Genomic DNA, 22,769 nt, shown 5'->3' with positions numbered 1-22,769 from the left:
TGTACCGAGCGTGAAGATGTTTTTTGGTATTAGTTATTTTCGTTATAGTGCATCGCTTGTTCGGTCTTCCTTTGCTCTTTGTCACCCTGGTGTGTGGTTAAGTGGTCATTAGAATGCGGCTTTCGCTAGAACGATCAGCTTCATAAACTTTTGTATCATTAGAGGGTAATATCGTCACTAAAAATGGCTGCAAATATATATGGGGCAGGAAGACTAGTTTACCTAGCAGAAGTACTCACCTAACCAGTCGATATTTCCTTCTCTCAAAATTCTTGATTCAGTTTACTTATTGTCCCTCCAAATCATGGTAGCGACGACCATAAGGCCTACCTCCATAACTGGTTTAATTTGATTGATGTACGAACCGTAATCTTTCACTTTATTGCGCTTTTCAATGAAATGCATGTGAGTTTTCGTGTTTCAAGACTGCCAGAAAAAGTGGTAGTTAAAACTCAAGTCATTTTTTCAAGAACTAGAGTTCGATACCGCCTTTCCCGCTGAACTGTCTTAGAAGCGAATAAAAGATGACAGACGACAAAATTGGTTAAAGTTTAATTAATTGCGGAATATTTTATCAAAGTGTTAATTCACTGTCTAAAATTGTTAGGGAAAACCAATGACAGGGATATGAAATGGCAAACATAGACAAGACAACCAATAAAGGCATCAGCATCTTTGCTTTAGCGATGCTCAATATCGTGGCAGTGGTGAGCTTAAGGGGACTACCTGCAGAAGCAGAATACGGGCTGAGCTCAATTTTTTACTACATTTTTGCAGCCATCGTATTCTTAGTACCTGTTTCACTCGTCGCAGCAGAACTAGCGACAGGTTGGTCAGAAAAGGGGGGCGTTTTCCGTTGGGTTGGTGAGGCCTTTGGTCCTAAGTTAGCCTTCTTAGCGGTTTTTTTGCTTTGGATAGAAGTGACCGTATGGTTCCCTACTGTTCTGACCTTTGGGGCGGTGTCACTTGCTTATATAGGGCCTGATCAAAGTTGGGATCAGTCTCTCTCGGAGAATAAGTTTTTCGTACTTGCTATCGTGTTGGCGATCTATTGGTTTGCAACGTTTGTTGGCTTGAAAGGAACGGAAGCTTTCGCGAAAGTCGCTAAATGGGGTGGCTTGATAGGGACAATTATTCCAGGGGTAGTATTGATCGTATTGGGTTTTGCTTATTTAGGTGCAGGTAATGCGTCACAAGTCGAACTTGGTTGGAGTGAGTTAGTACCTGATTTCTCCAACTTTAATAATGTCGTACTCGCGGCAAGCATTTTCTTGTTTTATGCCGGTATGGAAATGAATGCCATCCATGTAAAAGAAGTAAAAGACCCTGGGCGAAATTACCCAATAGCAATAGGCATTTCTTCTATTGGTACCGTGGCTATTTTTGTGCTGGGAACATTGGCTATCGCATTTGTAGTGCCGCAAAAAGACATTAGTCTTACTCAGGGCTTGTTGGTCGCTTATAAACAGATGTTTGTCTGGGCAGGTATCGGTTGGGCATCACCCATTGTTGCGCTTTGCTTAGCATTTGGCGTGTTAGCTGGGGTTGTCAGTTGGGTTGCCGGTCCATCCAGCGCTTTGCTGGTAGTAGCAAAAGGAGGGTATTTACCGCGTTTTTGGCAACACACCAACGATAAAGGCATGGCCACTAATATCATGATAGCGCAGGCTGTGATTGTCACTTTCCTTTCCGTTACATTCGTTGTGTTGCCTTCGGTACAGGCCGCCTATCAAATTCTTAGTCAGTTAACCGTTATTTTATACTTAATCATGTACTTGCTGATGTTTTCTGCTGCTATTTATCTTCGTTATAGCCAGCCAAACCGCCCAAGAACTTACAAAATTCCGGGTGGGAATATCGGTATGTGGATCATCGGTGGGTTAGGTTTCATCGGCTCTCTAATTGCTTTTTTATTCTCTTTTATCCCACCCGCACAAGTTGCGGTAGGTAGTCCGACCATGTTTGTGTCAATTCTTGTGGTATTAGCGGCAATCTTTGTTGCTATTCCGTTCTTAATTTTTCGAGCTCGTAAGCCTCACTGGAAAGATCCAGAAACAACCGATTTTGCTCCGTTTACGTGGGAGCTGGAAGATATACACCCAGGCGTTGTGAATCACTCAGATGTCCATGTTCATAAACTGACCAAAAAAGAAGATTGATGGGAGCATTATCGTGGATAAGAAATTGAGTAAAGCCATTGAAGATGCGTATGAACGCTACAGAGAGGTTGATGATGGTGCAAATGCATCTTATATCCCTTTTCTAGCGAAAGTCCCATCAGAATTGACAGGGCTGTGCTTTGTGTCGGTATCCGGGCATATGCATGCCATTGGCGATACAGAATATAAATTTGCCATAGAGTCGATTTCCAAAGTGATGACGTTGGCATTAGCGCTTAATCAACATGGTAGTAAAGTGTTGCATGAAAAAATTGGCGCTGATGCAACGGGTTTACCATTCAATTCAGTGATGGCTTTAGAGCTTCATAACGGAAAACCGTTAAGCCCTTTGGTTAACGCAGGGGCAATGGCCACAGTAAGTTTGGTGAAAGCAACGGATGCAGAAGATCGCTGGAGCAAGATACTCGAGATGCAATCGGCAATGGCGGCGAGCAAGATCAAATTATCTCCACAAGTTAATAAATCAGAGCAGAATACGAATACGCACAACAAAGCGATTGCTCTGCTGCTTGAATCCTCAAAGTGCATGTACTCAGATCCTTTTGAGGCGTGTGATGTGTATACCAGACAATGTTCTACGCTTTTTAATTGTGTTGATCTTGCGACAATGGGAGCGTGTCTTGCCAACGGCGGCGTTAATCCTATTACGTCTGAAATCGTTTTAAAAAACTCATTGGTTCCTCCCTTATTGGCAGAAATGACAACAGAGGGGTTGTACGAACGCAGTGGGGACTGGGCATTTGAGGTGGGATTACCCAGTAAAAGTGGTGTAGGGGGCGGCTTGGTTGCCGTCATTCCTAATGTTGGGGCGCTCGCAGCGTTTTCTCCGCCTCTGGATGAAGCGGGAAACAGTGTACGAGGTCAGTTGATGATCAAGTTTGTTGCAAACAAAATGGGATGGAATATTTTTAATGCAGCTATAAATGAATAACGTCAAATATTATGTGTGAGTAACATTATCGATGGATAAATAATATGTGGAAAAAGTATGGATATATTATAGCTTCATTGATGGTGTTACTTAATAGTATATTAATCTTTGAAGTGGCTTTTGGTGCACGCCAATCTTTTGATATAGTTATTTTAATGGATGATATTTCAAAGTTTAACCTTGATAAGGTAAAGAACTTGCCTTGGTTATTGCTTGGCATCTTTCAATTGCTAAATTGCATTGGACTGTTTTTTAAAGCCAGAGTTGCATGGGCGATGAGCTGTATTTTACTGATCGTTTATATCATATTTACTGCCCAATACTTTCCTAATCTGACTATTAATTTTTCATTAGGTGTATTGACGTTGTTTGTGATGGTGTTTTTAAGAAAGCAATTTCATCATAGCAGTACAGCAGCAGGTAGTATCGTTGCTTTTATCAGTATTGTCATTCTTATTATCTATTCCACGTATGGCAGCTTGTACTTTGGCGACGGGTTTAAGCCCAAAATAGACTCGTTGACAACGGCGTTTTATTTCTCTCTGGTTACGATGACAACAGTGGGGTATGGTGACATTTTACCAGTAAGTGATTCAGCGAGGCTTTTTTCTGTCTCCATGATTACTGCTGGGATTGCCGTTTTTGCAACTTCATTGACCACCGTATTTGGCCCATTACTCAATAAAAGTTTTGGTAAGTTAATTCAGGGAGATAAAAAATTGATGGAAAGGAAAGATCATTTTATTATTTGTGGTACTTCAACAATGGCCATGAATACAGTGCTTCGATTAAGAGAGCGCGGTTTGGCAATTACAATTATTACGATTCGACCAACCGATGAATTTCAGCAAATTGAACAAAGCTTGGAAGGAAAGTACGACATTATTTCCGGAGACAGCTGCGATACGTCAGTGTTAAAGAGTGCGGGGTTAGAAAACTGCAAAGCGATTCTTGCACTTACTGATACCGATGCAGACAATGCATTTATTGTGTTGTCTGCAAAAGACCTTAATCCAAAGGCAAAAACGGTAGTAATTGTCAATGATAGCAAAAACATGAATAAAATAAAAAGAGTTCAGCCTGATGTTTTATTATCGCCACAATTACTTGGTAGTGAAGTACTCGCTCGGTTATTAAATGGAGAGAGTATGGATAGCAGCGATTTAATTTCTATGTTTCTTGACTCTGGAAAATAATAAACAGTGTTCATTGAAAGTTTTTGATTTTTGATGAAATCAGGATCATGCTAGTTCATATGAAAGTTACACTGTCCCTCGAAAAATTAGTAACTTGAGAACATTACAGCTCAACTCGTGATGGAAGAGTACTTGACCGTATTTAAGAGGTCCTACTTGCTTGTGAACGTTGGAGTCAGACCATGATTTTTCAAGCTCTTAGCATTTATTAATCTACAGTTGCTCGCTATCTAATAGATTATCACATTGATTTAGTCGAATATTCAGCATTTATCCTTAATATCGAGTTGTACTACCTCCTACTTTGCAGCCTAAATCTCAATCCGGTAGAGCGATTTTGGAACGTAATGAACGGGAAGTCGAGAAACAACGTTTACTTCAAGAATAAACGAGAGTTCCGGGAATCAATTGCTCCGTTTGTTACTGTAACTATTTCCAGAGATTTCAGGTTCACTGAAAATGAGAATTAATGATAACTTTGAGGTGTTCGAACTAGTATCCTCAAGTTGAGCGGGGTTTAGCGATGTCAGATAAGTTATGGGGACTTAACATTAACACCGCAAGTGAATTATGCCATACCGACTAATGGTTTGATGCGTTTGGGTTTAACACATTGTGAAGTGGATACGAGTTACTGAAGGTGTATTCAAAACGCGGTTTGCAATTCACACTTATGAGTTGGTGTGGGGTTAGTGTCTTATGCCTAGATTTTATTATTGTTACTCAGCCGTAATAGTTATTTTCGTTTTTAGCTGATTATCATTTATTTTATACCCAATATAATGCCTGCCATTCCAACGCATCGAATGCGTTTCGATTTCATATATAGATTGATGGTGACTGGAGAGCAGTATGTCGAATTTTGTTGTTGTAGGTGGTGGTGCTGCAGGCCTAGAGATGGTGACTCGTTTAGCGAGCAAATTCGCTGGCAAAGCAAACCATAATGTCACCTTAGTTGAACCCTCGTCTCATCATCTTTGGAAACCTCGCTTACACGAAATTGCAGCAGGAACTTTTGACACTGAACTTGATGCGGTTGCTTTTCGTCTTCACTCAGCGTGTCACGGCTATCAATATGTGCAAGGCAAAATGTCAGGCTTAAATCGAGCACAAAAATCGATAACAGTGACTTCGGAATCTGCGGCAGAACAAACGCTGCATTACGACTATCTCGTGATGGCAGTTGGCGCGATCAGCAACGATTTTAAGATCCCAGGCGTTAGTGAACATTGCTTGTTTCTAGATTCAGCTTCTCAGGCAGAGAAAGCGTGGGAACAAATGAAGCAACTTCTTGCGAATGGTGGTTCACATCGTGTGTCTATCGTTGGCGCAGGTGCTACAGGCGTTGAATTGGCGGCAGAATGGGCGAAAGTCAGTCAGCAATTAAACCGTTACCAAAATGGTACTGCGCTTTCTATTACATTGATAGAAGCTGCTGATCGAGTGCTACCTGCAAGTGCACAGTGCATGTCTGAAAAGGTAATGAAAAAACTCCAAAAACAAGGTGTTAACGTTCGTTTAAACACGCGAGTTCAGCGTGCAGATGCGGATCGAATTGTCACCGAAAATGAAGTAATCCCGGCTGATTTACAAATTTGGGCGGCGGGAATCCGGTGTCCAGATTGGCTGGCGAATCTTGATGGTTTAGAAACCAATCGAATTAACCAACTTAAAGTGCTGCCCACATTGCAAACCACGTTGGATGAAAATGTGTTTGTCATTGGTGATAGCGCCGAGTGTCCGCAAGATGATGGAACATTTGTACCGCCTCGAGCTCAAGCTGCGAATCAAGCGGCTGGTCACTTAGCGAAGCAGTTCGGTCGCTTGGTTAAAGGCAAAGCGCTAAAACCGTTTGTATTCAAAGATGGTGGTATGGTTGTCGCACTAGGGCATGATTACGCGGTCGGTGCACTAATGAATGACAAAGTCGTATTGAGAGGACGATATGTTCGTCGACTGTATGACACTATTTTTAGATTACACCAGCAGGTAATATTTGGTTGGTTTCGTGTATCGGCATTAGTGGTTCTAAAACGTGTAAAAAGTCTGTTGAACCCATACTACAAAGGATCTTGGTCCTAATTCGTTTCATCACTTGCTTTGGCATTTGACCTAACCCTCCATATTCTAATAAGCGCCCAAGCCCTTTTGGTTTGAGGCGCTAGGCTCTTTTTATGCGCAAATTGCAATTATCTCTTCCTGTTCAATTACTTATTTCAGCGCTTCTTGCGTGGAGTGGTGCTCAGTTAACTCTGTTCCTTATTGGTGACAATGTCGCGAATAAGGTGGATCTACTCTCGAGTGGTTATTACCAAACCCTTATGCTAGGTAAAACGATCTACTTAGGATTACTTAAGATGGTCGTAGGCTTAATGGTTCTGTTTTCCCTCGTTGAGGGTATCACCAATATTGGTTCAACGTTACGCTTGAAAGCACTGGGTGGCCGTACGTTGCTTTTTTATAGCTTTACGACGTTGATTGCAATCAGCTTAGGGTTGGGCGTGTCATTAGCACTGCCGGCATGGGAGCCATTGAGTCAGAATATTCCAATTGGTCATGATGTAAAGTTGATTGATGAACAGGCGTCAGGTGGGCCTGCTATCCTAGCAAACCTTGTCAAAATGGCTTTGGTGAATCCATTTGCTGCTATCGCGGATGGAAATTTGCTCGCGATTGTTGTTTTCTCATTTATGGTTGGAATAGCCTTACTGCTTTCTGTGCCATCGGATCATCCTTTGTTAGCGGTAATTTCAGGATTGAATAAAAGCATCAATACCATGATTCGAGGTATTGTTAAGCTATCGCCGATTGCGATTTTTGCTATCGTGTTTGATATCTCGTTTACTTCAAATGGGAGCTTGATCCAGCAACTCGCCTTGTTCGCGCTGTTAGTCTTCGCTTTGGCGATGGTACATGGTCTGATTGTGTTACCCGCTATTGCAAAAGTGATGACGGGCATTTCGCCTAAGACACTGTTTAAAGCCATATCAGCACCGCTAGCGATGGCTTTTGCGACATCTTCAAGTGCCGCAGCGCTTCCGATCGCCAAACAGAGTGCGGAAGAAAATCTCGATGTTTCACCAGAAGTCAGTAGCATGGTTTTGCCTCTTGGTTCGGTGATGAATATGGACGGAACCGCGCTTTTCGAGGGCGTCGCTGCCATCTTTCTCGCCCAGTTGTTTGGGGTGGATTTGACAACGACAGGACTTGTGATGATTTTCATCATGGCGATGGTTTCATCTGTTGGTGCACCAGGCATGCCATCTGGGTCGATGTCTGGAATGCAATTGGTGCTGCTCGCCGCAGGCATACCGCTCGAAGCGATTGCGATTTTGTTAGTGATCGAGCGACCGCTAGATACATTCCGCACTGCGGTTAACGTTGAGGGAGACTTAATTGCTACTTTAGTGATTGATCGTTGGCAGAAAAAGCAATTGGCATTACCTGGAACTGAACAAAGCGCAGAACTGTTAGTGAGCTAAAAGGGTCTTGATAGCTTGAATAGAAGTAGGCATCAATTGTAACGATAAAACGCGCTAAATTTTGGCGCGTTTATTTGGGTGGAGAGTGCAAAGTCAAATTTTCTTTAGATGAAGCAATACGTCGTGTAGTGACGGTAGGATGGTATGTCCAAATTGACGTACTTCATCGCAAGGCTCAACAAGGTCGGGCACTTGGTAAGTGATCATGTTTGCTGCGACGGAAGAACGAACGCCATTGTTTGAATCTTCAAATGCTAGACACTTGATAGGATTTACATTAAGTCGATTGGCGGCCAGCAAATAGATTTCTGGATCGGGTTTGCCGTGTGTAACCTCACACCCCGTGGTTAGGTTGTCGATATATTGGCTTAAATTGGCTAGTTCGAGTTTTTTATGGCCACTTCTTTTGCTGTAGAGGTAGCAACAGCGATAGGTACGCCTTTCTCTTTTAGCCATTCAAGCAGTTCAATTACCCCCTTTTTTACTGGAATCGCTTGATTTTTAACGACGGCATTGTAACGAGTTCGCCATTCATTATGCAGACGATCTAAGTCATTGCCATAAGCTTTTCGAAAAATAGCTTCAATGCCTGCCGCGTTGCGACCAATGATGGTTAGATAAACATCTTCGTAAAATGGTAGGTTTTGTACGGTACACGCTTCTTTAAAAATGCGCATGCATACTCGTTCAGTATCGAGTAGCAATCCATCCATATCAAAAATTGCAGCTTGAAAATTCATAGGTTTAATACTTATCGATTGAGATGCTGCATTTTGGCACAACGCCAGTTGCATTTCTCGATAAATCGAATGTGATCTGTGTATGGCTTTATTTTCTCTCTCAACCAAACCATTTCTTTTGTGTCAATTAACTGTCTTGAGGTGATCTGGTGAAACCCTATGAAACATTGGTGGCGTAAAGTAATACGAAAAGTGATATCAATATCAAAGGTTCGATATTGGTTTTAAAAAAGGTTGCTGTTTATACGCCTAGACTGCAAGGTAAACCAACACTTGAGATGCAGTAAGGATATACGCTAGTGACGGATTTTGTTCAGTTTATTGTGGGTACTTATACGGACTCGCCGAGTATAAGTGAGGGAGTTGAGTGTATAATGCTGGATCCCGTAACAGGGGAGCTTCATCGAGATCAGCGCTTCGTTCCTCAAAGTGTATTAGCACATTGTAACCCCTCATATATCACATCAACAAAGCACGGTTTGTATACAATCAACGAAGTCGAAAGAAGCAATAAGCCTGAACTTACATTTGTTAATACCAACGGCAGTAATGCGTTACCTATTAACGGTGATTATCCTTGTCATCTTGATGTGCACAATCGATTACTCGCCGTCGCCAATTATGGTTCCGGAAACGTGAGTATTTACCAATTGGATGAAATGGGAACCCCACTCGACTTGATGACGGAATTGTATGTTGAGGGGCAGGGGCCAAATCTGGGTCGTCAAACATCACCGCATGCTCATCAAGTGACCTTTCTTAAACATACCAATCAACTTGCTGTTGTAGATTTAGGTAGCGATCGGGTTTATCTGTATGATTACAATAAAGATCTCTCTACGTTTAGTTTAACGCAGAATATTGAGATGCCAGCAGGTTCGGGCCCTCGACATTTGATGTTTAATCACGATGAAACGCTTGCTTACGTCGTTTGTGAACTGTCTGAAACGCTAGTGGTTTTGACCAAGAGTGGTAGAGAGTGGAGACCAAGTCAAGAGCTCAAACTACTGGAGAATGAAACCACTCAGGAGGCGGCGGCAGCGATCAGACTCAGCCTTGATCAACGGTTTGTGTATGTTTCTTGTCGAGCTCAGAACAAAATTAGTGTCTTTAAAAGGCAAGGGGAGGAGTTAGTCAGGGCTGGCACATATTACAGTGGCGGTGCATTCCCCCGCGATTTTGTTCTTTCACAAGATGGTCAATGGCTTTTGGCTGCAAACCAACATTCTAATTCTATTGTGAGTTTTCGATGTGATAGAGAGACAGGAGCGTTATCTCCAAGTGGATACAGTTGTGAGGTCGGCTCCCCTGTTTGCTTGATAGAAAAACGAACATCATAAGATTAAGAAATCATGCCCTAGACTAGGCGAATGTTGATTAAGATAACTTTCAATCAACATAAAGTATCATAAGGGTGGCTATATTAATAAATGTTGATACTTAGTGGTGTTATTGTATTTTCTTGGGGGCGTATACTTACTCCAAATTCAAGAACACGAATAGGAACAGCATTATGAAAGCAATTTCTAAAACAGTATTGGCATTAAGTTTGTTGGCGGTAGGCTCTGCACAAGCATTCGAATTGACAAGCACCGATATTCAAGAAGGTCATCCAATGGCAAAAACATTTGAATACAATGCTTGGGGATGTGATGGAGGAAACCAATCACCACAATTGATGTGGAAAGATGCCCCAGCAGGTACTAAGAGCTTTGCAATCACGGCATATGATCCAGATGCGCCTACGGGAAGCGGATTTTGGCACTGGACTGCGTTCAACATTCCAGCGTCAGTAAATGAGTTACCACGTAATGTGGACATTCAAAAGTTAGGTGGTAAAGAGTCTCGTATTGATTATGGTACGGTTGGTTTTGGTGGTGTTTGTCCACCAAAAGGTGATGGTATGCATCGCTATCAATTTACAGTTTGGGCATTGCCGACGGATAAGTTGAACCTTGATGAGAATACAACAGCAGCTGTGGTTGGTTTTACGTTAAACAGTATGGCGCTAGGCAAAGCAAAACTAACCGCAACTTATACACGCTAACTGATTGACACCATAAAGGGGGAATGATGAGTTACCCATATCAAGTCACGATATTTCGTGCAGAGCAGTTACAAAAACTGCGTAATGTGAAGATTCATTCCCCAAGTATTATTCAGATTATTACGGGAAGTAAGCGACTGTATTGGAAAGAATCGACATTGGATCTTTCTCATTCCAAGTGGTTACTTTGTGAAGCTTCTGAATCACTGAGTTTCGAGAACTTACCGCAAAAAGGTAAGTTTCTCTCCAGAATGTTCAGTTTTCATTGTTTGCCAACAGAAGCAATGTTTGAGCTCAGTGAAAGCGTTGATGGCGGTGAAGAGAGGCCAATATTAGATGCCGATAAAGCCTTACAAGACACGCTCAACGCTCTGTTCTCGTTTGACCAACAAACCATGAGCCAAGAAACCCAAACATTTTGGCTCATGGGGCTGTATCAACAACTTGCTGAACGTGGCGTATTGCATCTTTTGTTTGCGAGTGCGAACACCTCATTCAGTCAGAAGTTGAGCCGTTATTTGTCGCATTCACCAGGAGATGATCACACATTAGAGCTAGTGGCAGAGCATTTTGCTATGAGTCGAGCGACGATGATTCGTAAGCTTAAACAGGAAAGAACACAATATAGAGAAGTGTTAGCGGAAGTACGGTTAAACCATGCCCTGTACTTAATGCAAAACGGTCATTACAACGTCACTATGCTAGCGCAGTTGTGCGGTTACCAGTCGGAGGGGCGTTTTAGTCAGCGTTTTAAAGGTAAGTTTGGTCTTACGCCGAGTGACTATATGAAAACCGTGTCTATAAATTAGGAATGCAAATGGCACGCCCATCGCATCAACGAAAGGCGTGTTTGAGTCGGTTTCTCTTGGTTACTTGTAGTATTTCTGCCTCATTTTGAGTGCGACGTTCACCAAAGCGATCAATACAGGCACTTCGATCAGTGGGCCAATGACACCAGCAAAAGCTTGGTCTGAATTTAAGCCAAACACCGCGATAGAAACCGCAATTGCCAATTCAAAGTTGTTGCCTGTTGCAGTGAAAGCAATCGACGCATTTTTGTCGTAGTCGATGCCCATTCTCTTACCCATGAAGAAGCTAACAAAGAACATCAACACAAAGTAAATTGCCAGTGGAATGGCTACACGGAATACATCCATTGGCAGTTCAAGAATCATTTCACCTTTCAAGCTAAACATCAGCACGATGGTCGCAAGTAGGGCGATTAGCGTAATTGGTGAAATGCGTGGGATGAACACTTCGTTGTACCATTGTTCACCTTTCGTAGCGACTAGCCATTTACGGCTTAGGAAGCCCGCTAGGAATGGGATGCCAAGGTAAATCAGAACGCTTTCTGCGATGTCTATCATCGAGATATCCACCACGAAACCTTCGTAACCAAAGACAGGTGGTAACACAGTGATGAACAACCATGCCATCACGCTGTAAGTCACGATTTGGAAAGCACTATTTAGTGCAACTAGGGCTGCGCCGTATTCTTTGTTACCGCCACCGATATCATTCCATACCAACACCATTGCGATACAACGAGCAAGGCCTATCATGATAATACCAACCATGTAGCCCGGGTGATCACCTAGGAAAGTCAATGCAAGGATGAACATCAAAATGGGGCCGACAATCCAGTTCATGACCAAAGACAGCGTGATTGCTTTTTTATCTTTAGTTACCGTGCCTAGTAGGTTGTAGTTCACTTTTGCTAGCGGTGGGTACATCATCAAAATTAAACCAATCGCTAGCGGTACGTTTGTGCTGCCAACTGACATTGACTCGTTCCACTCAGCAACTTGAGGGAATGCTGCGCCAATACCTACACCGATTGCCATTGCCACAAAAATCCAAACCGTTAGGTAACGATCCAAAAAGCGCATTTTGTCGCTGGCACTATTTAAAACTTGAGTAGTCATAGTGTTCTCTTATTCGTTTATCGTCGAAAGGCGATGCTTGAAAATATAGTTTATCTCTGCACGCCTGACCAGCGTGCAAAGGGAATTAATCAAATAACTTGGAAAAGCCTAGATTGAACTGATCAAACGCGTCGCGTTGAATGCGGTAACACACTTTGGGTGGGTTTGGCTCGGCGCTGATAAAGCCAGCTTGCTTAAGAATACGTAAGTGCTCGGAAACAGTAGATTGCGCAAGACCCAGTTCAGAAACCAAATCACTGTTCAAACAACCGCCCATAGTATCGAGAGTGTGCAGGATATGCAGAATGCGCAAACGTGCTGGATGGGATAAAGCTTTTGCTTGCGCTGCTAGAGTTTGTTCTTTCTCTAGTTGTTGTTGCGTTGTCTGAAAAGCAACTTCGCACTTGTCGTTGCATTTATCACTCATTCGCTGGTCTTAATAGTTAATCGTCGAATTGCGATTGATATTACTCCAACAATTTGGGTTAAGCAAGAAATAAAGCAGAACTTAAAACTTGATGGATATGAATTTAACCGAGCTTACAAAGCAATGAGTGAAACAGAAAAACAAATTGCAGATATGGGCATGGCTGAATTGACGTACATTATCGACCAGTTAGATAGAGAGATCTCAGGTGTTAATTGCGTTAGATAGATAATGAAATATCAGATTCAATATGACAAAGATAGAGCTTGAGGAATTACACGTAGAATGCAAATGCTGGGGAACCAATCCCAGCATCTGGAACACTCATTTACCTATGTTTTCGAACCGTAAATCAGTGTGTAGAGGTATTGAACCGAAACTTGTCGATTACGGATGGAATAATAACGATATTGAGTCAGCTAGGCCATGATGAGGGTTTTTAATGCTTTACGATAGACTGTAAATTATATTGTACACCTTCGGTGTTTCCTTGCCTTGCATCGATATACCATAGGAAATACAACGACCATTCTAGAATGAAATGAGCTTCACGCTGTTTGGTTAACTTTCAAAACTGTGCGGTCCCATCTAACTTTTGCAGTCATTAGTAGGCATGTCCGAATATTGATAACGCTTTTGCTTTTCAATTGTCCTGCTTATGCCTTACAATCATCCACGAACCAAATCCATACGGCAGATTGCAGGTAGACCACTTGCGAATACACTGATTTTGCTTCGAACCCAAAATAAAGAATTCAGTTTACCGACACTCTACTCGGAAATGATTCCCTATAATGTTTTTTCGCCGAAATTGATTAACCATCAATATTAGGCTTGACTTTTTGCACCCTAAATTTTGGTGTGCATGAGGGGGTGATTGCTATGGAACGTACTGAGAACCAAAGTGCGTGGTTCGTCTTAACCAAACGGATTAAATTTAGAGGTATTAACCGTGAATACAAAACTTATTGGCAGTTCTCTCATTGTTGCGGGGACGGCACTTGGCGCAGGTATGCTTGCAATACCGATGGTGCTTGCACAATTTGGCCTCCTTTGGGGCACGCTTCTTATGCTTTTCATTTGGGCTGGTACCACCTATGCCGCGCTCATTTTATTGGAAGCAAGTTGTAAAGTTGGTGGTGGAGTGAGCATGAATGCTATTGCTCGTGAAACACTGGGTAAAGGTGGTCAACTTATCACCAACGGCTTGCTTTATGCGCTACTCGTCTGCCTACTTATGGCGTATATCATTGGTGCGGGTGATCTTGTTCAAAAAGTCACGGCTTCGATGGGCATCCCTCTATCAACGATTTCTAGCCAAGTTGGCTTTACTGTGCTTGTTGGTCTGATTGTTTCCGCCGGTACGGGTGTTGTAGATAAACTTAATCGCGTTTTGTTTATTGGTATGATCCTAGCGCTTGTATTGACGTTGATCTCGCTTGCCCCTAATGTTTCATTTTCAGGGTTAAGTGAAGTGGTGAACTCCGATAAAATGGCGTTGATCAGCACGAGTTCAGTATTGTTTACTAGTTTCGGTTTTATGGTTGTTATCCCATCTTTGGTAACGTACAACAAAGACGCGAGCAAAACGCAACTACGTAATATGATCATTGTAGGCTCAACTATTCCACTGATCTGCTACTTGCTATGGTTGTTTGCGGTTGTGGGTAACTTGCCTCCTCATGAGCTTGTTCAATACTCAAACGTATCTGAGCTTATTTCTGTTCTTGGTCAGCAGTACAGAGGCTTAGAATTTATTCTTTCTATGTTTACTGGTTTAGCCCTGCTAACTTCTTTCTTAGGGGTGGCAATGGCACTTTACGACCAAAATGCCGATTTGCTAAGAGCCGGTAAACCGGTTGTGTTCGTGACGACTTTTATTCTGCCATTGCTTGGTGCTGTTGTTGCACCGGAGCATTTCCTTGCGATTTTAAGTTATGCAGGCATTATTTTGGTTTTCCTCGCGGTGTTCGTTCCGCTATCGATGACAATGAAAGTACGTCGCGCTCCTGCTGAAAATGATGAAGTATATGAAGCAGGTGGCGGTATGATAGGAATGAGTGTGATTTTCCTTTTTGGATGTTTCTTATTGTTTGCTCAAGCCGTGTAACTATCTAATGAAACAAATACAGCGAGCCTATGCTCGCTGTATTTTTATCTAGTTGATTTGAAAGGTTACACTTTAAATCGGTTCAGAATCTCTTCTTGTTCACTCACATTGTTGTATTGAGATTGCATCGCTTCGTTAGTGAGATTTGCAGAGTCTGCAACGCGAGTTGATAGGTCTTTGATGTTAACTGTATTGTTGTTGATCTCTTCTGCAACCAAGCTCTGCTCTTCCGCCGCAGAAGCAATCTGCAAGTTCATATCTGAAATGTGCTGAATAGCATCACGAATACGTAATAGAGCGTTATTTGCAAGTTCAGCTTTCTCCACAGCGTGCACAGCATTCCCTTTGCTTTGTACCATTGCATTTGCCACAGACGACGCGCCAGATTGAAGTTGCTCAATCATACTGCGGATCTCTGTGGTCGATTGTTGAGTTCTCTGAGCAAGCGTGCGTACTTCATCTGCTACCACGGCAAAGCCACGGCCGGATTCACCTGCACGAGCCGCTTCGATAGCCGCATTCAGGGCAAGTAAGTTGGTCTGGTCTGCAATATCATTAATGACTTTTAATATGCTTTCAATGTTCGCTGTTGCGGATTCTAATCCTTGTACTTCTTCTACCGCTTGGTCGATGCTGTTAGCCAGTAAGTTAATCGTGTCAGTCGATTCGCCCACGATAGAAGAGCCTTGAATCGTTGCATCATCGGCTTCTTTTGCTGCACTTGCTGCTCCTTGAGCATTGTTTGCTACATCCGTCGCGGTTACGGACATCTCATGCATCGCGGTCGCAAGTTGTTCAAGCTCTTGAAGCTGGTTTTGAATAGCAATCGCCGAGTCTTTTGCGCCCTCTGCGGTGACTTGTGTACCAGCCAGAATTTGATGTGAGATTCGTTTCGATTCAATCATCTGGTTTTGTAGGTTTTCCATAAAGGTATTAAAACCTTTCGCCAGATCTGAAAACTCTTGATCGGTATTGGTGTTCAAACGCTGTGTAAGATCGCCACTCCCTGTAGCAACGCCTTGAATAGCACTATTGAGTTCATCGAGTGGGCGAAGCAGGCGGCGAATAAGGAGAGTTAAAGCAACCAGTGACGCAAATACAGCGATGAGCGAATAGATAATTGCGTTATTGCGAAGTGTCGTTACCGCAGAGTATGCAGTAGTTTCATCAACAACAGCACCCAAATACCAATTCTCGCTTGGAATATGGGTTAGGCTAACCATGTAGCTGTCACCGCTCATTTCGATGTTCTGCATACCTTCTTTAAGATTCACGTTAGGTAGGTAACGAGAGAACTTTTCACCATTAAATTTACTATTCGGGTGAGCGATGGTCGTGCCGTCTGCTGTGACTAAGAATAGATAGCCAGCATCAAAAAGGTTGACTTGGTTAACTGATTTTGAAAGCTCGGTGAGATCCATGTCGTAGGACATCGCACCAATGAACTCTCCGTTCTCTTTTATCGGTACGCCAATGGAAATAATGACTTTCTTTGTAGAAATATCAACGTAGGGTTTGGTGATCACTAAGTCATTTTGTTTTTTCGCGTTAATGTACCAAGGGCGTTGGCGAGGGTCGAAGCTAGAATCCGCGACCCAAGCGTCGTCATTTTCTATGATCTCACCGCTGCTTTCGTAACCAAGCGCAATCGTGATAAAGCTTGATTTTAATGTTGGCTTTTCAATGATGTCTTGTACGAAATTTCTATTGTTCGAATCAATCTCAATGACTTCTGTTATAGATTGAGCTAAGTCTCTTTTTGCGTCCATCTCAGAATCAACTGTATTGCCAACGCTGAACAACATTTCGTTCACACTTGTGTCAATGTGATCTTGAATCTGAGTTCGGATTGTCATGACTTGCTGCGCAGAGAGCAGTGATACTGTAGCAAGCAGCAATGTTGAGGAAGCCCCAACAACCTTATGTCTAAATTTCATATGTATCTCTTATCTTCCTGATTTTTATCACTACGATTACATTTTTTGATCAGTGTTGGAGTAGCAATATCTTGTATGTATATATCGGCTTTTTTTCGTAAAACTTTAAGCGCTGTTTTTTGATTTTTATATAATAATCATACAAATTGACAGTGAATTGCTTAAATTGTGATTATTGTCTTACTCATTGAATTGGCTTGATAAGTAACAAAAAGAGGAGGGGGGATGTGTTGGAAGCTTATTTAGTTAGGGTTTATGAGTTGAATTTACAAAATTATTTTATGAAATTATAAGTTTTTTTATAAACTTAACATTCAGTTTTGGTGATTAGAGTGGAAATAAAATGGAAAATGTATAAAAAAGGCTCCGATGATTCGGAGCCAATTTAATATGATGTCACTTAGAAGATGAGATGGGCAACACCGGCAATGACAGGAAGCGTAATCAGCGTTCGCAAAATGAAAATCACAAACAGCTCTACGATGTTGACTGGGATCTTGCTGCCTAGTAACAGAGCGCCAACTTCAGACATGTAAATTAGCTGAGTTACAGACATCGCTGCAATCACAAAGCGCGTCATTTCATTATCGATAGACGCTGCCAAAATCGCAGGAATGAACATATCTGCAAAACCGACAACGATCGTTTGAGAAGCCGCTGCAGCTTCTGGAATATTAAGAAGCTCTAGGTAAGGGATAAATGGTTTACCTAGGATTTCAAATACTGACGTGTACTCCGCAATCATTAATGCCATCGTACCGAGGCCCATCACAACCGGTAATACACCGAATACCATATCAATCGCGTTGTGAACGCCTTCTTTAAATACAGACTGAACAGACTTAACTTGACCAGCACGCTTTAACGCAAGATCCATACCCCATGAGAATGTGGTGTGGCCCACAGGAACCGCATCCGCATCTTTCTTAGGCTTGCTGCCATCCATGTATTGATCTTTCTTAAGACTCAATGGTGGTAGGCGAGGAATAATGATTGCAGCAACAAGACCTGCTAAACAAATCGCGCCGTAGAAAGGCAAAAATAAGTGTTCGAGTTGAACTTGAGCAATAATAACAAGGCTAAACGTAATAGATACCGCAGAGAATGTCGTACCGACAACGGCTGCTTCACGCTGGGTGTAAAAATTGTTTTCGTATTGCTTGCTGGTTAGCAAGATACCAACACTGCCATCACCTAACCAAGATGCCATACAATCAATAGCACTACGGCCAGGTAGATTAAACACAGGGCGCATTATTTTACTTAGTAGAGCACCAAATAGCTCTAGCAAACCGAAGTTAAGTAGCAGCGGCAGTAACAAACCTGCAAAAATGAATACTGCAAATAGAGTTGGCAGTAGGCCTGTTAAAACAAGACCTCCGGTGTTCTCTTCCCAAATCGCCTGTGGGCCTACTTGGAAGAACGTCATCAAAACGGCCGCGCCACCAAAAAGACGCACAACCAACCACAGAGGTGATGGGTTAAAAAGACTGTTTAAGAATCCATTACGTAAAATCGCTGCTGGCTTGAAAATTTTACAAAGAAGAGAGCGCCGGCCATGAAAGCGACAATAGCGGTAACGACAGTTATCAACGTGTCGCCAAGAAGCGCAGGAATAACTTTTGCCATTACAGCAACTGGAATCGTTAAGTCACCATCATAAGAGATAGGTGCCATGAATAGTAGAAGACCAATAAGGGATGGGATGAAGAACATCCAAAAATTGCCCTTAGGTGCTTCAGCAGTATTGGTGTTGTTTTGCATAATTGTCTCGTGTTACTACTAGTCAATATTTGCCGTATCCCACGACATAAATATTCACTAAACATCCGTATTTAATCACAGTGAGCGGAGGTTACTCGCAAACTGCATCTATTGCAATACTATTCATTAAATACATTTAGTTATTCAGCCGAATTTTTGGATAAATAAATCAAATGCAGAGTCTTGTATATGAACATGTTGCTTGTGTTAGGAAATTGTAGCACTTTAAGGGCGTTATGCAGACTGCGGTAAGGAACCTTGTGATTAGGGTAATAAAAAGCCAAATAAATGTGATATTAGTCTCAATAAGTCGATGATGTGATTCATATAATCTGAACTAAAAAATGGCTTAGGCAAGCGGACCTAAGCCATAAATTGTGGTCAAGCAGAATGGATTCGGCTCAGTAAGAAGAGGTAGCCCCAGTAGGCAAAGGCAATAATGAATGCCAAAATCGCTGGAAAAGCTAAAGCATAGAGTTCGTAAACGTTAAAGAGTGCCGCTCCAGCGGTGCCGCCAAGTAAGAATCCTAGGAAAATAAATACAAAGAGTTTGGCTTTACGACGGTCGAACTGTCGGCCACGTAAACTTTCACCAATCATGATTCCTAAGTCAGTGATAATACCAGTCATATGAGTGGTACGAACAACTGCACCACTAAATGTAGTGATCATGGCATTTTGCAGTCCACAAGCCGCGGACGCGAGGTATTGTCCGTAAACATTACCTTGCACTAAAAAGCCAAGGCTTAATAGTAATAAGCTGCCCTCAATACAGAGCGCAACACCGTATCGACGTCCAAGTTTTAAAGCACTACTTTCAATAAAGAAACCACTGAATGCGGAGCCTATCAAAAAGCTGAATACAATAAAGAGCAGGTGGATGGTTGAATCCACACCGCTTAGTAAGCTGTTCCCTAGCTGAGTCACGGTTCCGGAAAGATGCGTTATCGCTTGATGTTGAAAGCCGAGGAGCCCCACGGCATTGACGCAACCCGCCAAGAGAGCAAGCAGAAATGCGCCATATTCCACCCAACGAGGAAGTCTGGAAATCACAATAAAACCTCACCAAATGTTAGGAGCAGATTATAGCGCTTACTACGCATAACGAAAGGGTTTCGCATGATACTCGGTTGATCATTCTCAATAAAAACTCAACTATTGTTGAGTGTACTCAAATAAATTAAGTTAGGCACAATCTTATCAAAACACGTTAGTCATTGTTGTGGTGATTTGTTGCTGTTTTATCTGATGTGTTTCTTTGTGCAGTCGAAACGCATCCAACCATGTTTTTTGAATTCATAGATTGAGATAGTAGGTTCAGGGAATTCCTGACCATGAAACAAACCCATTGGAATCACAACGTCTTCAGGGAAATCAGAAAGCACTAGTCGCATGGTCGTGCCGCATGCAGGACAAAACTCGTATTGAACTTGATTACCAGTATTACTGATACGGGAATAGCGAATGACGTCGCCATCTAAGATAACCCGGTCTTTGTGAAACCGTGCTTGAACACCAAATACGCTTCCGGTACGTTTTTGGCAATCAAAACAATGGCAGATCGAAGTGTTAATGGGTTCTGCTGTACAACGTATTTGAACCAAGCCACAGACACAATCGCATGTGTGGGTGATTTTTGTCATTGCTATTACCTATTTTGGTTACTCACGTTCTGGCATATCGCATATAAATACAGTTTAGTTTAATTTTGAAACACTTGAATTAACGTGCCGCTCATCGGGTTGCGGTCTTTGTGCGTAAGTTAGTATATACTCGGCCCTAATTAAGAGAACAGGAACGCAAGGAAGTCTTCATGGCTCGTAAGAAAATTCTACCCATTCCACTTATTCTTCTTATTCCAATCGTATTGTTAGCGGTGGTGATTATCGCGGGAATCTACCGCTTTAGCCTATCTGATGATGAAATCATGGCTAAGTTTCCGCAACCTCAAGCTCAATCCAATGCAATCGTATCCCAAGTCTTGGGGATTCAGTCGCGAAATCCATGGACAGTTCAAGTTCCTGAACAAAGCGCGGTGACTTTTCTTGATGAGTGGGATAAGGAACATGGTTTCCTTAAAGGGCAATACGATTCAGGGGCGACAAGAGGAGAGGTTCTCGTTCCTACAGCATTTATTGCGCAGCGAAAAATAGGTGATACGCCTTGGGTTGTTGCACCTTTGATTGTTACCACGCAAGGGTCGGGTGCCTTTTATTACTTAGGTTTGTTTAAATTTGACTCAGTGCCAAGTCGCGTTGTTCTTCTTAATAGTGTTTTCCTTGGAGATCGAATTAAGATGGCTTCATTAGAGTGGGAGACTGATACGCAAATTTCACTTTCATATCTTCAACATGGTGAAAATCAAGCGATGGCAGAACAACCAAATCAATTGATGACAGTAGAGATAAAGCGCATAGATAACGATCTTCTTATGCAACAGTAATTGAGTTTTTTCGGCTTATGTAAAAAATCGGTATTTTCTGCGCTAGATCGCACAATTTTCTAGTGATTTCTTATTTTGGAATGAATAAGCTATCAACCTTACAAAAAAGGAGATAGTAATTCCCGTGTCTACAAATGAAATTACAGCAAAACGGTTGCCGAACCTGACGAGTCGTAAAGCGCTGCTGTTGTACTCCTTGCCCGTTTTAGTAGCGATTGGTATTTCTCACTCTCTTCAAGAGTCTTCACTAACGAAAACGATCGCTCTTAACCTGCCTGAGTCGCAGGTTGTTGAAAAAATTCTTGATGCGAAAATGACCGACGTCGTTTCGCCCCCAAATTTCGAATATCAAATCCAAGCTGGTGATAACTTGAGCACCATTTTCAGTCAATTGGGCTTTGGTTACAGTTCACTGATGAAAGTGATGGAAACGGATTTGAACTTCCTCGCTTTAGATACATTAAAACCTGGCAACACCTTGCGTTTTTGGCGTGATGAATCAACTGGTGAGCTGGATAAAATGGAACTGCAGTTTTCCATTGCGGATAAAGCAGTCTACCAGCGTAATAGTGATGGTAGTTATGATTACTCTGATATATCAATCCCTGGTGTTTGGCATCAAGAGCCTTTGGTCGGCGTTGTGCATGGCAGCTTTTCATCGTCAGCCTATCGGTTAGGCCTGACGAATGCAGAAATCAGCCAAGTGGTCAATTTATTGAAAGAACAGGTTAACTTCGCCAAAGACCTACGTGCGGGTGACCGTTTTGAAGTTGTTCGCCGCGCTCAATCCATTGATGGGGTAGATACAGGTAAGAACGAAATTGAAGCGATTAAGATTTATAATCGAGGTCGTGAAATTACCGCTTATCTTCATAGCAATGGGCAGTTTTACAACGCTAAAGGGGAAAGTCTTCAACGGGCGTTCCAGCGTTACCCTGTTAGTAAAGGTTGGCGCTTGAGTTCTGGTTTCAATCCAAAACGCCTTCATCCTGTTACCGGCCGAGTAGCACCGCATAACGGCACTGACTGGGCTGTTCCGGTTGGTACACCAGTTGAGGCAACAGGGGACGGTACGGTGATCATGACTCGTAAACACCCATATGCGGGGAACTACGTTGTTATCGAGCACGGCAATAAATACAAAACACGTTACCTCCACCTGAGCAAGATTTTAGTCAAGAAAGGCCAGAAAGTGTCCCGTGGGCAGCGCATCGGTTTGTCAGGGAAAACCGGTCGAGTGACGGGCCCTCACCTTCATTATGAGTTGATCGAATATGGTCGTCCGGTGAATGCTATGCGTGCGAATATTCCAATGGCTAGCTCAGTTCCTAAGAAAGAAATGTCCAGCTTTATTGCTAAGCGTGATGAAATGGATCGTTTACTTAAAGAACAAGAAAAAGCAGTGCTATAAAAACGAGGTTAAATACCTCCAGCAATAAAAGTATTAAGACCAAACTATGTTTGGTCTTTTTTTTTATTCTTAACGTGCCGTGAGCTACCATTCTGTTATGAGGGCAGCGCAAGCAGAATAAATATATGGTAGAGGTTGAATCTGCTTGCAAAGGAGGGGCTCTCCTTTCTAAAATG

At 42.4% G+C, this 22,769-nt stretch carries 16 protein-coding genes and 3 pseudogenes; 12 read left to right on the top strand and 7 right to left on the bottom strand.

Annotated features, from left to right (window positions below):
- The first annotated feature begins 632 nt into the window (after positions 1-632).
- The 6 genes and pseudogenes from gadC to KHN78_RS17905 all read left to right on the top strand — a co-directional run bounded on the left by gadC (position 633) and on the right by KHN78_RS17905 (position 7,789).
- Positions 633-2,159 carry a putative glutamine/gamma-aminobutyrate antiporter GadC gene (gene gadC / locus KHN78_RS17930; protein WP_211917794.1) on the top strand — a complete coding sequence of 509 codons (1,527 nt, stop codon included), beginning with the start codon at positions 633-635 and terminating at the stop codon, positions 2,157-2,159.
- Between the two features lie 13 nt (positions 2,160-2,172).
- Positions 2,173-3,111, top strand: a complete 939-nt coding sequence (gene glsA, locus KHN78_RS17925) for a glutaminase A (RefSeq protein ID WP_223917790.1) — start codon at positions 2,173-2,175, stop codon at positions 3,109-3,111.
- Between the two features lie 44 nt (positions 3,112-3,155).
- Complete coding sequence (kch, locus tag KHN78_RS17920; protein ID WP_211917792.1) at positions 3,156-4,307, top strand: voltage-gated potassium channel protein; 1,152 nt, start codon at positions 3,156-3,158, stop codon at positions 4,305-4,307.
- Positions 4,308-4,546: 239 nt separating this feature from the next.
- Positions 4,547-4,817, top strand: a pseudogene (locus tag KHN78_RS17915) (IS630 family transposase); the annotation flags it as partial.
- A 342-nt stretch (positions 4,818-5,159) separates the two neighbouring features.
- Positions 5,160-6,389: an NAD(P)/FAD-dependent oxidoreductase gene (locus KHN78_RS17910; protein ID WP_211917790.1), complete on the top strand. Its 1,230-nt coding sequence runs from the start codon at positions 5,160-5,162 to the stop codon at positions 6,387-6,389.
- A gap of 92 nt (positions 6,390-6,481) precedes the next feature.
- Positions 6,482-7,789, top strand: a complete 1,308-nt coding sequence (locus tag KHN78_RS17905; RefSeq protein WP_211917787.1) for a dicarboxylate/amino acid:cation symporter — start codon at positions 6,482-6,484, stop codon at positions 7,787-7,789.
- Between the two features lie 93 nt (positions 7,790-7,882).
- Here KHN78_RS17905 and KHN78_RS17900 read toward each other — a convergent pair.
- Positions 7,883-8,529 (bottom strand): annotated as a pseudogene (locus tag KHN78_RS17900) (HAD family hydrolase).
- Between the two features lie 374 nt (positions 8,530-8,903).
- On the opposite strand from KHN78_RS17900, the gene KHN78_RS17895 reads away from it, so the two are divergent.
- The 3 genes from KHN78_RS17895 (at position 8,904) to KHN78_RS17885 (ending at position 11,385) form a co-directional block, all read left to right on the top strand.
- Positions 8,904-9,869, top strand: a complete 966-nt coding sequence (locus KHN78_RS17895; RefSeq protein ID WP_263422523.1) for a lactonase family protein — start codon at positions 8,904-8,906, stop codon at positions 9,867-9,869.
- Between the two features lie 173 nt (positions 9,870-10,042).
- Entirely contained in the window at positions 10,043-10,576 is a 534-nt protein-coding gene (locus tag KHN78_RS17890) for a YbhB/YbcL family Raf kinase inhibitor-like protein (protein WP_211917783.1), read from the top strand.
- Between the two features lie 26 nt (positions 10,577-10,602).
- Positions 10,603-11,385 (top strand): AraC family transcriptional regulator, encoded by a 783-nt coding sequence (locus KHN78_RS17885; RefSeq protein WP_211917780.1) that lies wholly within the window; start codon positions 10,603-10,605, stop codon positions 11,383-11,385.
- A 60-nt stretch (positions 11,386-11,445) separates the two neighbouring features.
- Here KHN78_RS17885 and arsB read toward each other — a convergent pair whose 3' ends face one another.
- Together arsB and KHN78_RS17875 are read right to left on the bottom strand one after the other, a co-directional pair.
- Positions 11,446-12,501 carry an ACR3 family arsenite efflux transporter gene (gene arsB / locus KHN78_RS17880; RefSeq protein WP_211917778.1) on the bottom strand — a complete coding sequence of 352 codons (1,056 nt, stop codon included), beginning with the start codon at positions 12,499-12,501 and terminating at the stop codon, positions 11,446-11,448.
- Between the two features lie 85 nt (positions 12,502-12,586).
- Positions 12,587-12,928 (bottom strand): ArsR/SmtB family transcription factor, encoded by a 342-nt coding sequence (locus KHN78_RS17875; protein ID WP_005425131.1) that lies wholly within the window; start codon positions 12,926-12,928, stop codon positions 12,587-12,589.
- Between the two features lie 952 nt (positions 12,929-13,880).
- Between KHN78_RS17875 and KHN78_RS17870 the strand changes: the two genes are divergently transcribed.
- Positions 13,881-15,038: an amino acid permease gene (locus tag KHN78_RS17870; RefSeq protein ID WP_211917776.1), complete on the top strand. Its 1,158-nt coding sequence runs from the start codon at positions 13,881-13,883 to the stop codon at positions 15,036-15,038.
- Between the two features lie 65 nt (positions 15,039-15,103).
- On the opposite strand, the gene KHN78_RS17865 is transcribed toward KHN78_RS17870, so the two are convergent.
- The 4 genes and pseudogenes from KHN78_RS17865 to KHN78_RS17850 form a co-directional block, all read right to left on the bottom strand.
- Complete coding sequence (locus KHN78_RS17865; protein WP_211917774.1) at positions 15,104-16,975, bottom strand: methyl-accepting chemotaxis protein; 1,872 nt, start codon at positions 16,973-16,975, stop codon at positions 15,104-15,106.
- Between the two features lie 400 nt (positions 16,976-17,375).
- Positions 17,376-18,739, bottom strand: a pseudogene (locus KHN78_RS17860) (YjiH family protein).
- Positions 18,740-19,120: 381 nt separating this feature from the next.
- On the bottom strand, positions 19,121-19,792 hold the full coding sequence (locus tag KHN78_RS17855) for a YoaK family protein (RefSeq protein ID WP_128812700.1): 672 nt from the start codon (positions 19,790-19,792) through the stop codon (positions 19,121-19,123).
- A 188-nt stretch (positions 19,793-19,980) separates the two neighbouring features.
- Positions 19,981-20,382 carry a GFA family protein gene (locus KHN78_RS17850; protein WP_211917772.1) on the bottom strand — a complete coding sequence of 134 codons (402 nt, stop codon included), beginning with the start codon at positions 20,380-20,382 and terminating at the stop codon, positions 19,981-19,983.
- Positions 20,383-20,552: 170 nt separating this feature from the next.
- Between KHN78_RS17850 and KHN78_RS17845 the strand changes: the two genes are divergently transcribed.
- A complete protein-coding gene (locus tag KHN78_RS17845) occupies positions 20,553-21,182 on the top strand; it encodes a hypothetical protein (RefSeq protein ID WP_211917770.1) in 630 nt (209 codons plus the stop codon).
- A 124-nt stretch (positions 21,183-21,306) separates the two neighbouring features.
- A complete protein-coding gene (locus tag KHN78_RS17840; RefSeq protein WP_128812703.1) occupies positions 21,307-22,593 on the top strand; it encodes a peptidoglycan DD-metalloendopeptidase family protein in 1,287 nt (428 codons plus the stop codon).
- Positions 22,594-22,769 lie beyond the last annotated feature (176 nt).

This window comes from Vibrio sp. B1REV9 (assembly GCF_905175395.2).
Taxonomy (GTDB): domain Bacteria; phylum Pseudomonadota; class Gammaproteobacteria; order Enterobacterales; family Vibrionaceae; genus Vibrio; species Vibrio alfacsensis.
The sequence above is the reverse complement of the archived record's forward strand: the minus strand, read 5'-3'. Positions and strand labels throughout refer to the sequence as shown.

What these genes read in the sequence shown, in the direction of transcription:
- gadC (WP_211917794.1), top strand. Translation starts at nt 633, where the DNA reads ATGGCAAACATAGACAAGACAACCAATAAAGGCATCAGCATCTTTGCT.
- kch (WP_211917792.1), top strand. Translation starts at nt 3,156, where the DNA reads ATGTGGAAAAAGTATGGATATATTATAGCTTCATTGATGGTGTTACTT.
- KHN78_RS17910 (WP_211917790.1), top strand. Translation starts at nt 5,160, where the DNA reads ATGTCGAATTTTGTTGTTGTAGGTGGTGGTGCTGCAGGCCTAGAGATG.
- KHN78_RS17905 (WP_211917787.1), top strand. Translation starts at nt 6,482, where the DNA reads ATGCGCAAATTGCAATTATCTCTTCCTGTTCAATTACTTATTTCAGCG.
- KHN78_RS17895 (WP_263422523.1), top strand. Translation starts at nt 8,904, where the DNA reads ATGCTGGATCCCGTAACAGGGGAGCTTCATCGAGATCAGCGCTTCGTT.
- KHN78_RS17890 (WP_211917783.1), top strand. Translation starts at nt 10,043, where the DNA reads ATGAAAGCAATTTCTAAAACAGTATTGGCATTAAGTTTGTTGGCGGTA.
- KHN78_RS17885 (WP_211917780.1), top strand. Translation starts at nt 10,603, where the DNA reads ATGAGTTACCCATATCAAGTCACGATATTTCGTGCAGAGCAGTTACAA.
- arsB (WP_211917778.1), bottom strand. Translation starts at nt 12,501, where the DNA reads ATGACTACTCAAGTTTTAAATAGTGCCAGCGACAAAATGCGCTTTTTG.
- KHN78_RS17875 (WP_005425131.1), bottom strand. Translation starts at nt 12,928, where the DNA reads ATGAGTGATAAATGCAACGACAAGTGCGAAGTTGCTTTTCAGACAACG.
- KHN78_RS17865 (WP_211917774.1), bottom strand. Translation starts at nt 16,975, where the DNA reads ATGAAATTTAGACATAAGGTTGTTGGGGCTTCCTCAACATTGCTGCTT.
- KHN78_RS17850 (WP_211917772.1), bottom strand. Translation starts at nt 20,382, where the DNA reads ATGACAAAAATCACCCACACATGCGATTGTGTCTGTGGCTTGGTTCAA.
- KHN78_RS17845 (WP_211917770.1), top strand. Translation starts at nt 20,553, where the DNA reads ATGGCTCGTAAGAAAATTCTACCCATTCCACTTATTCTTCTTATTCCA.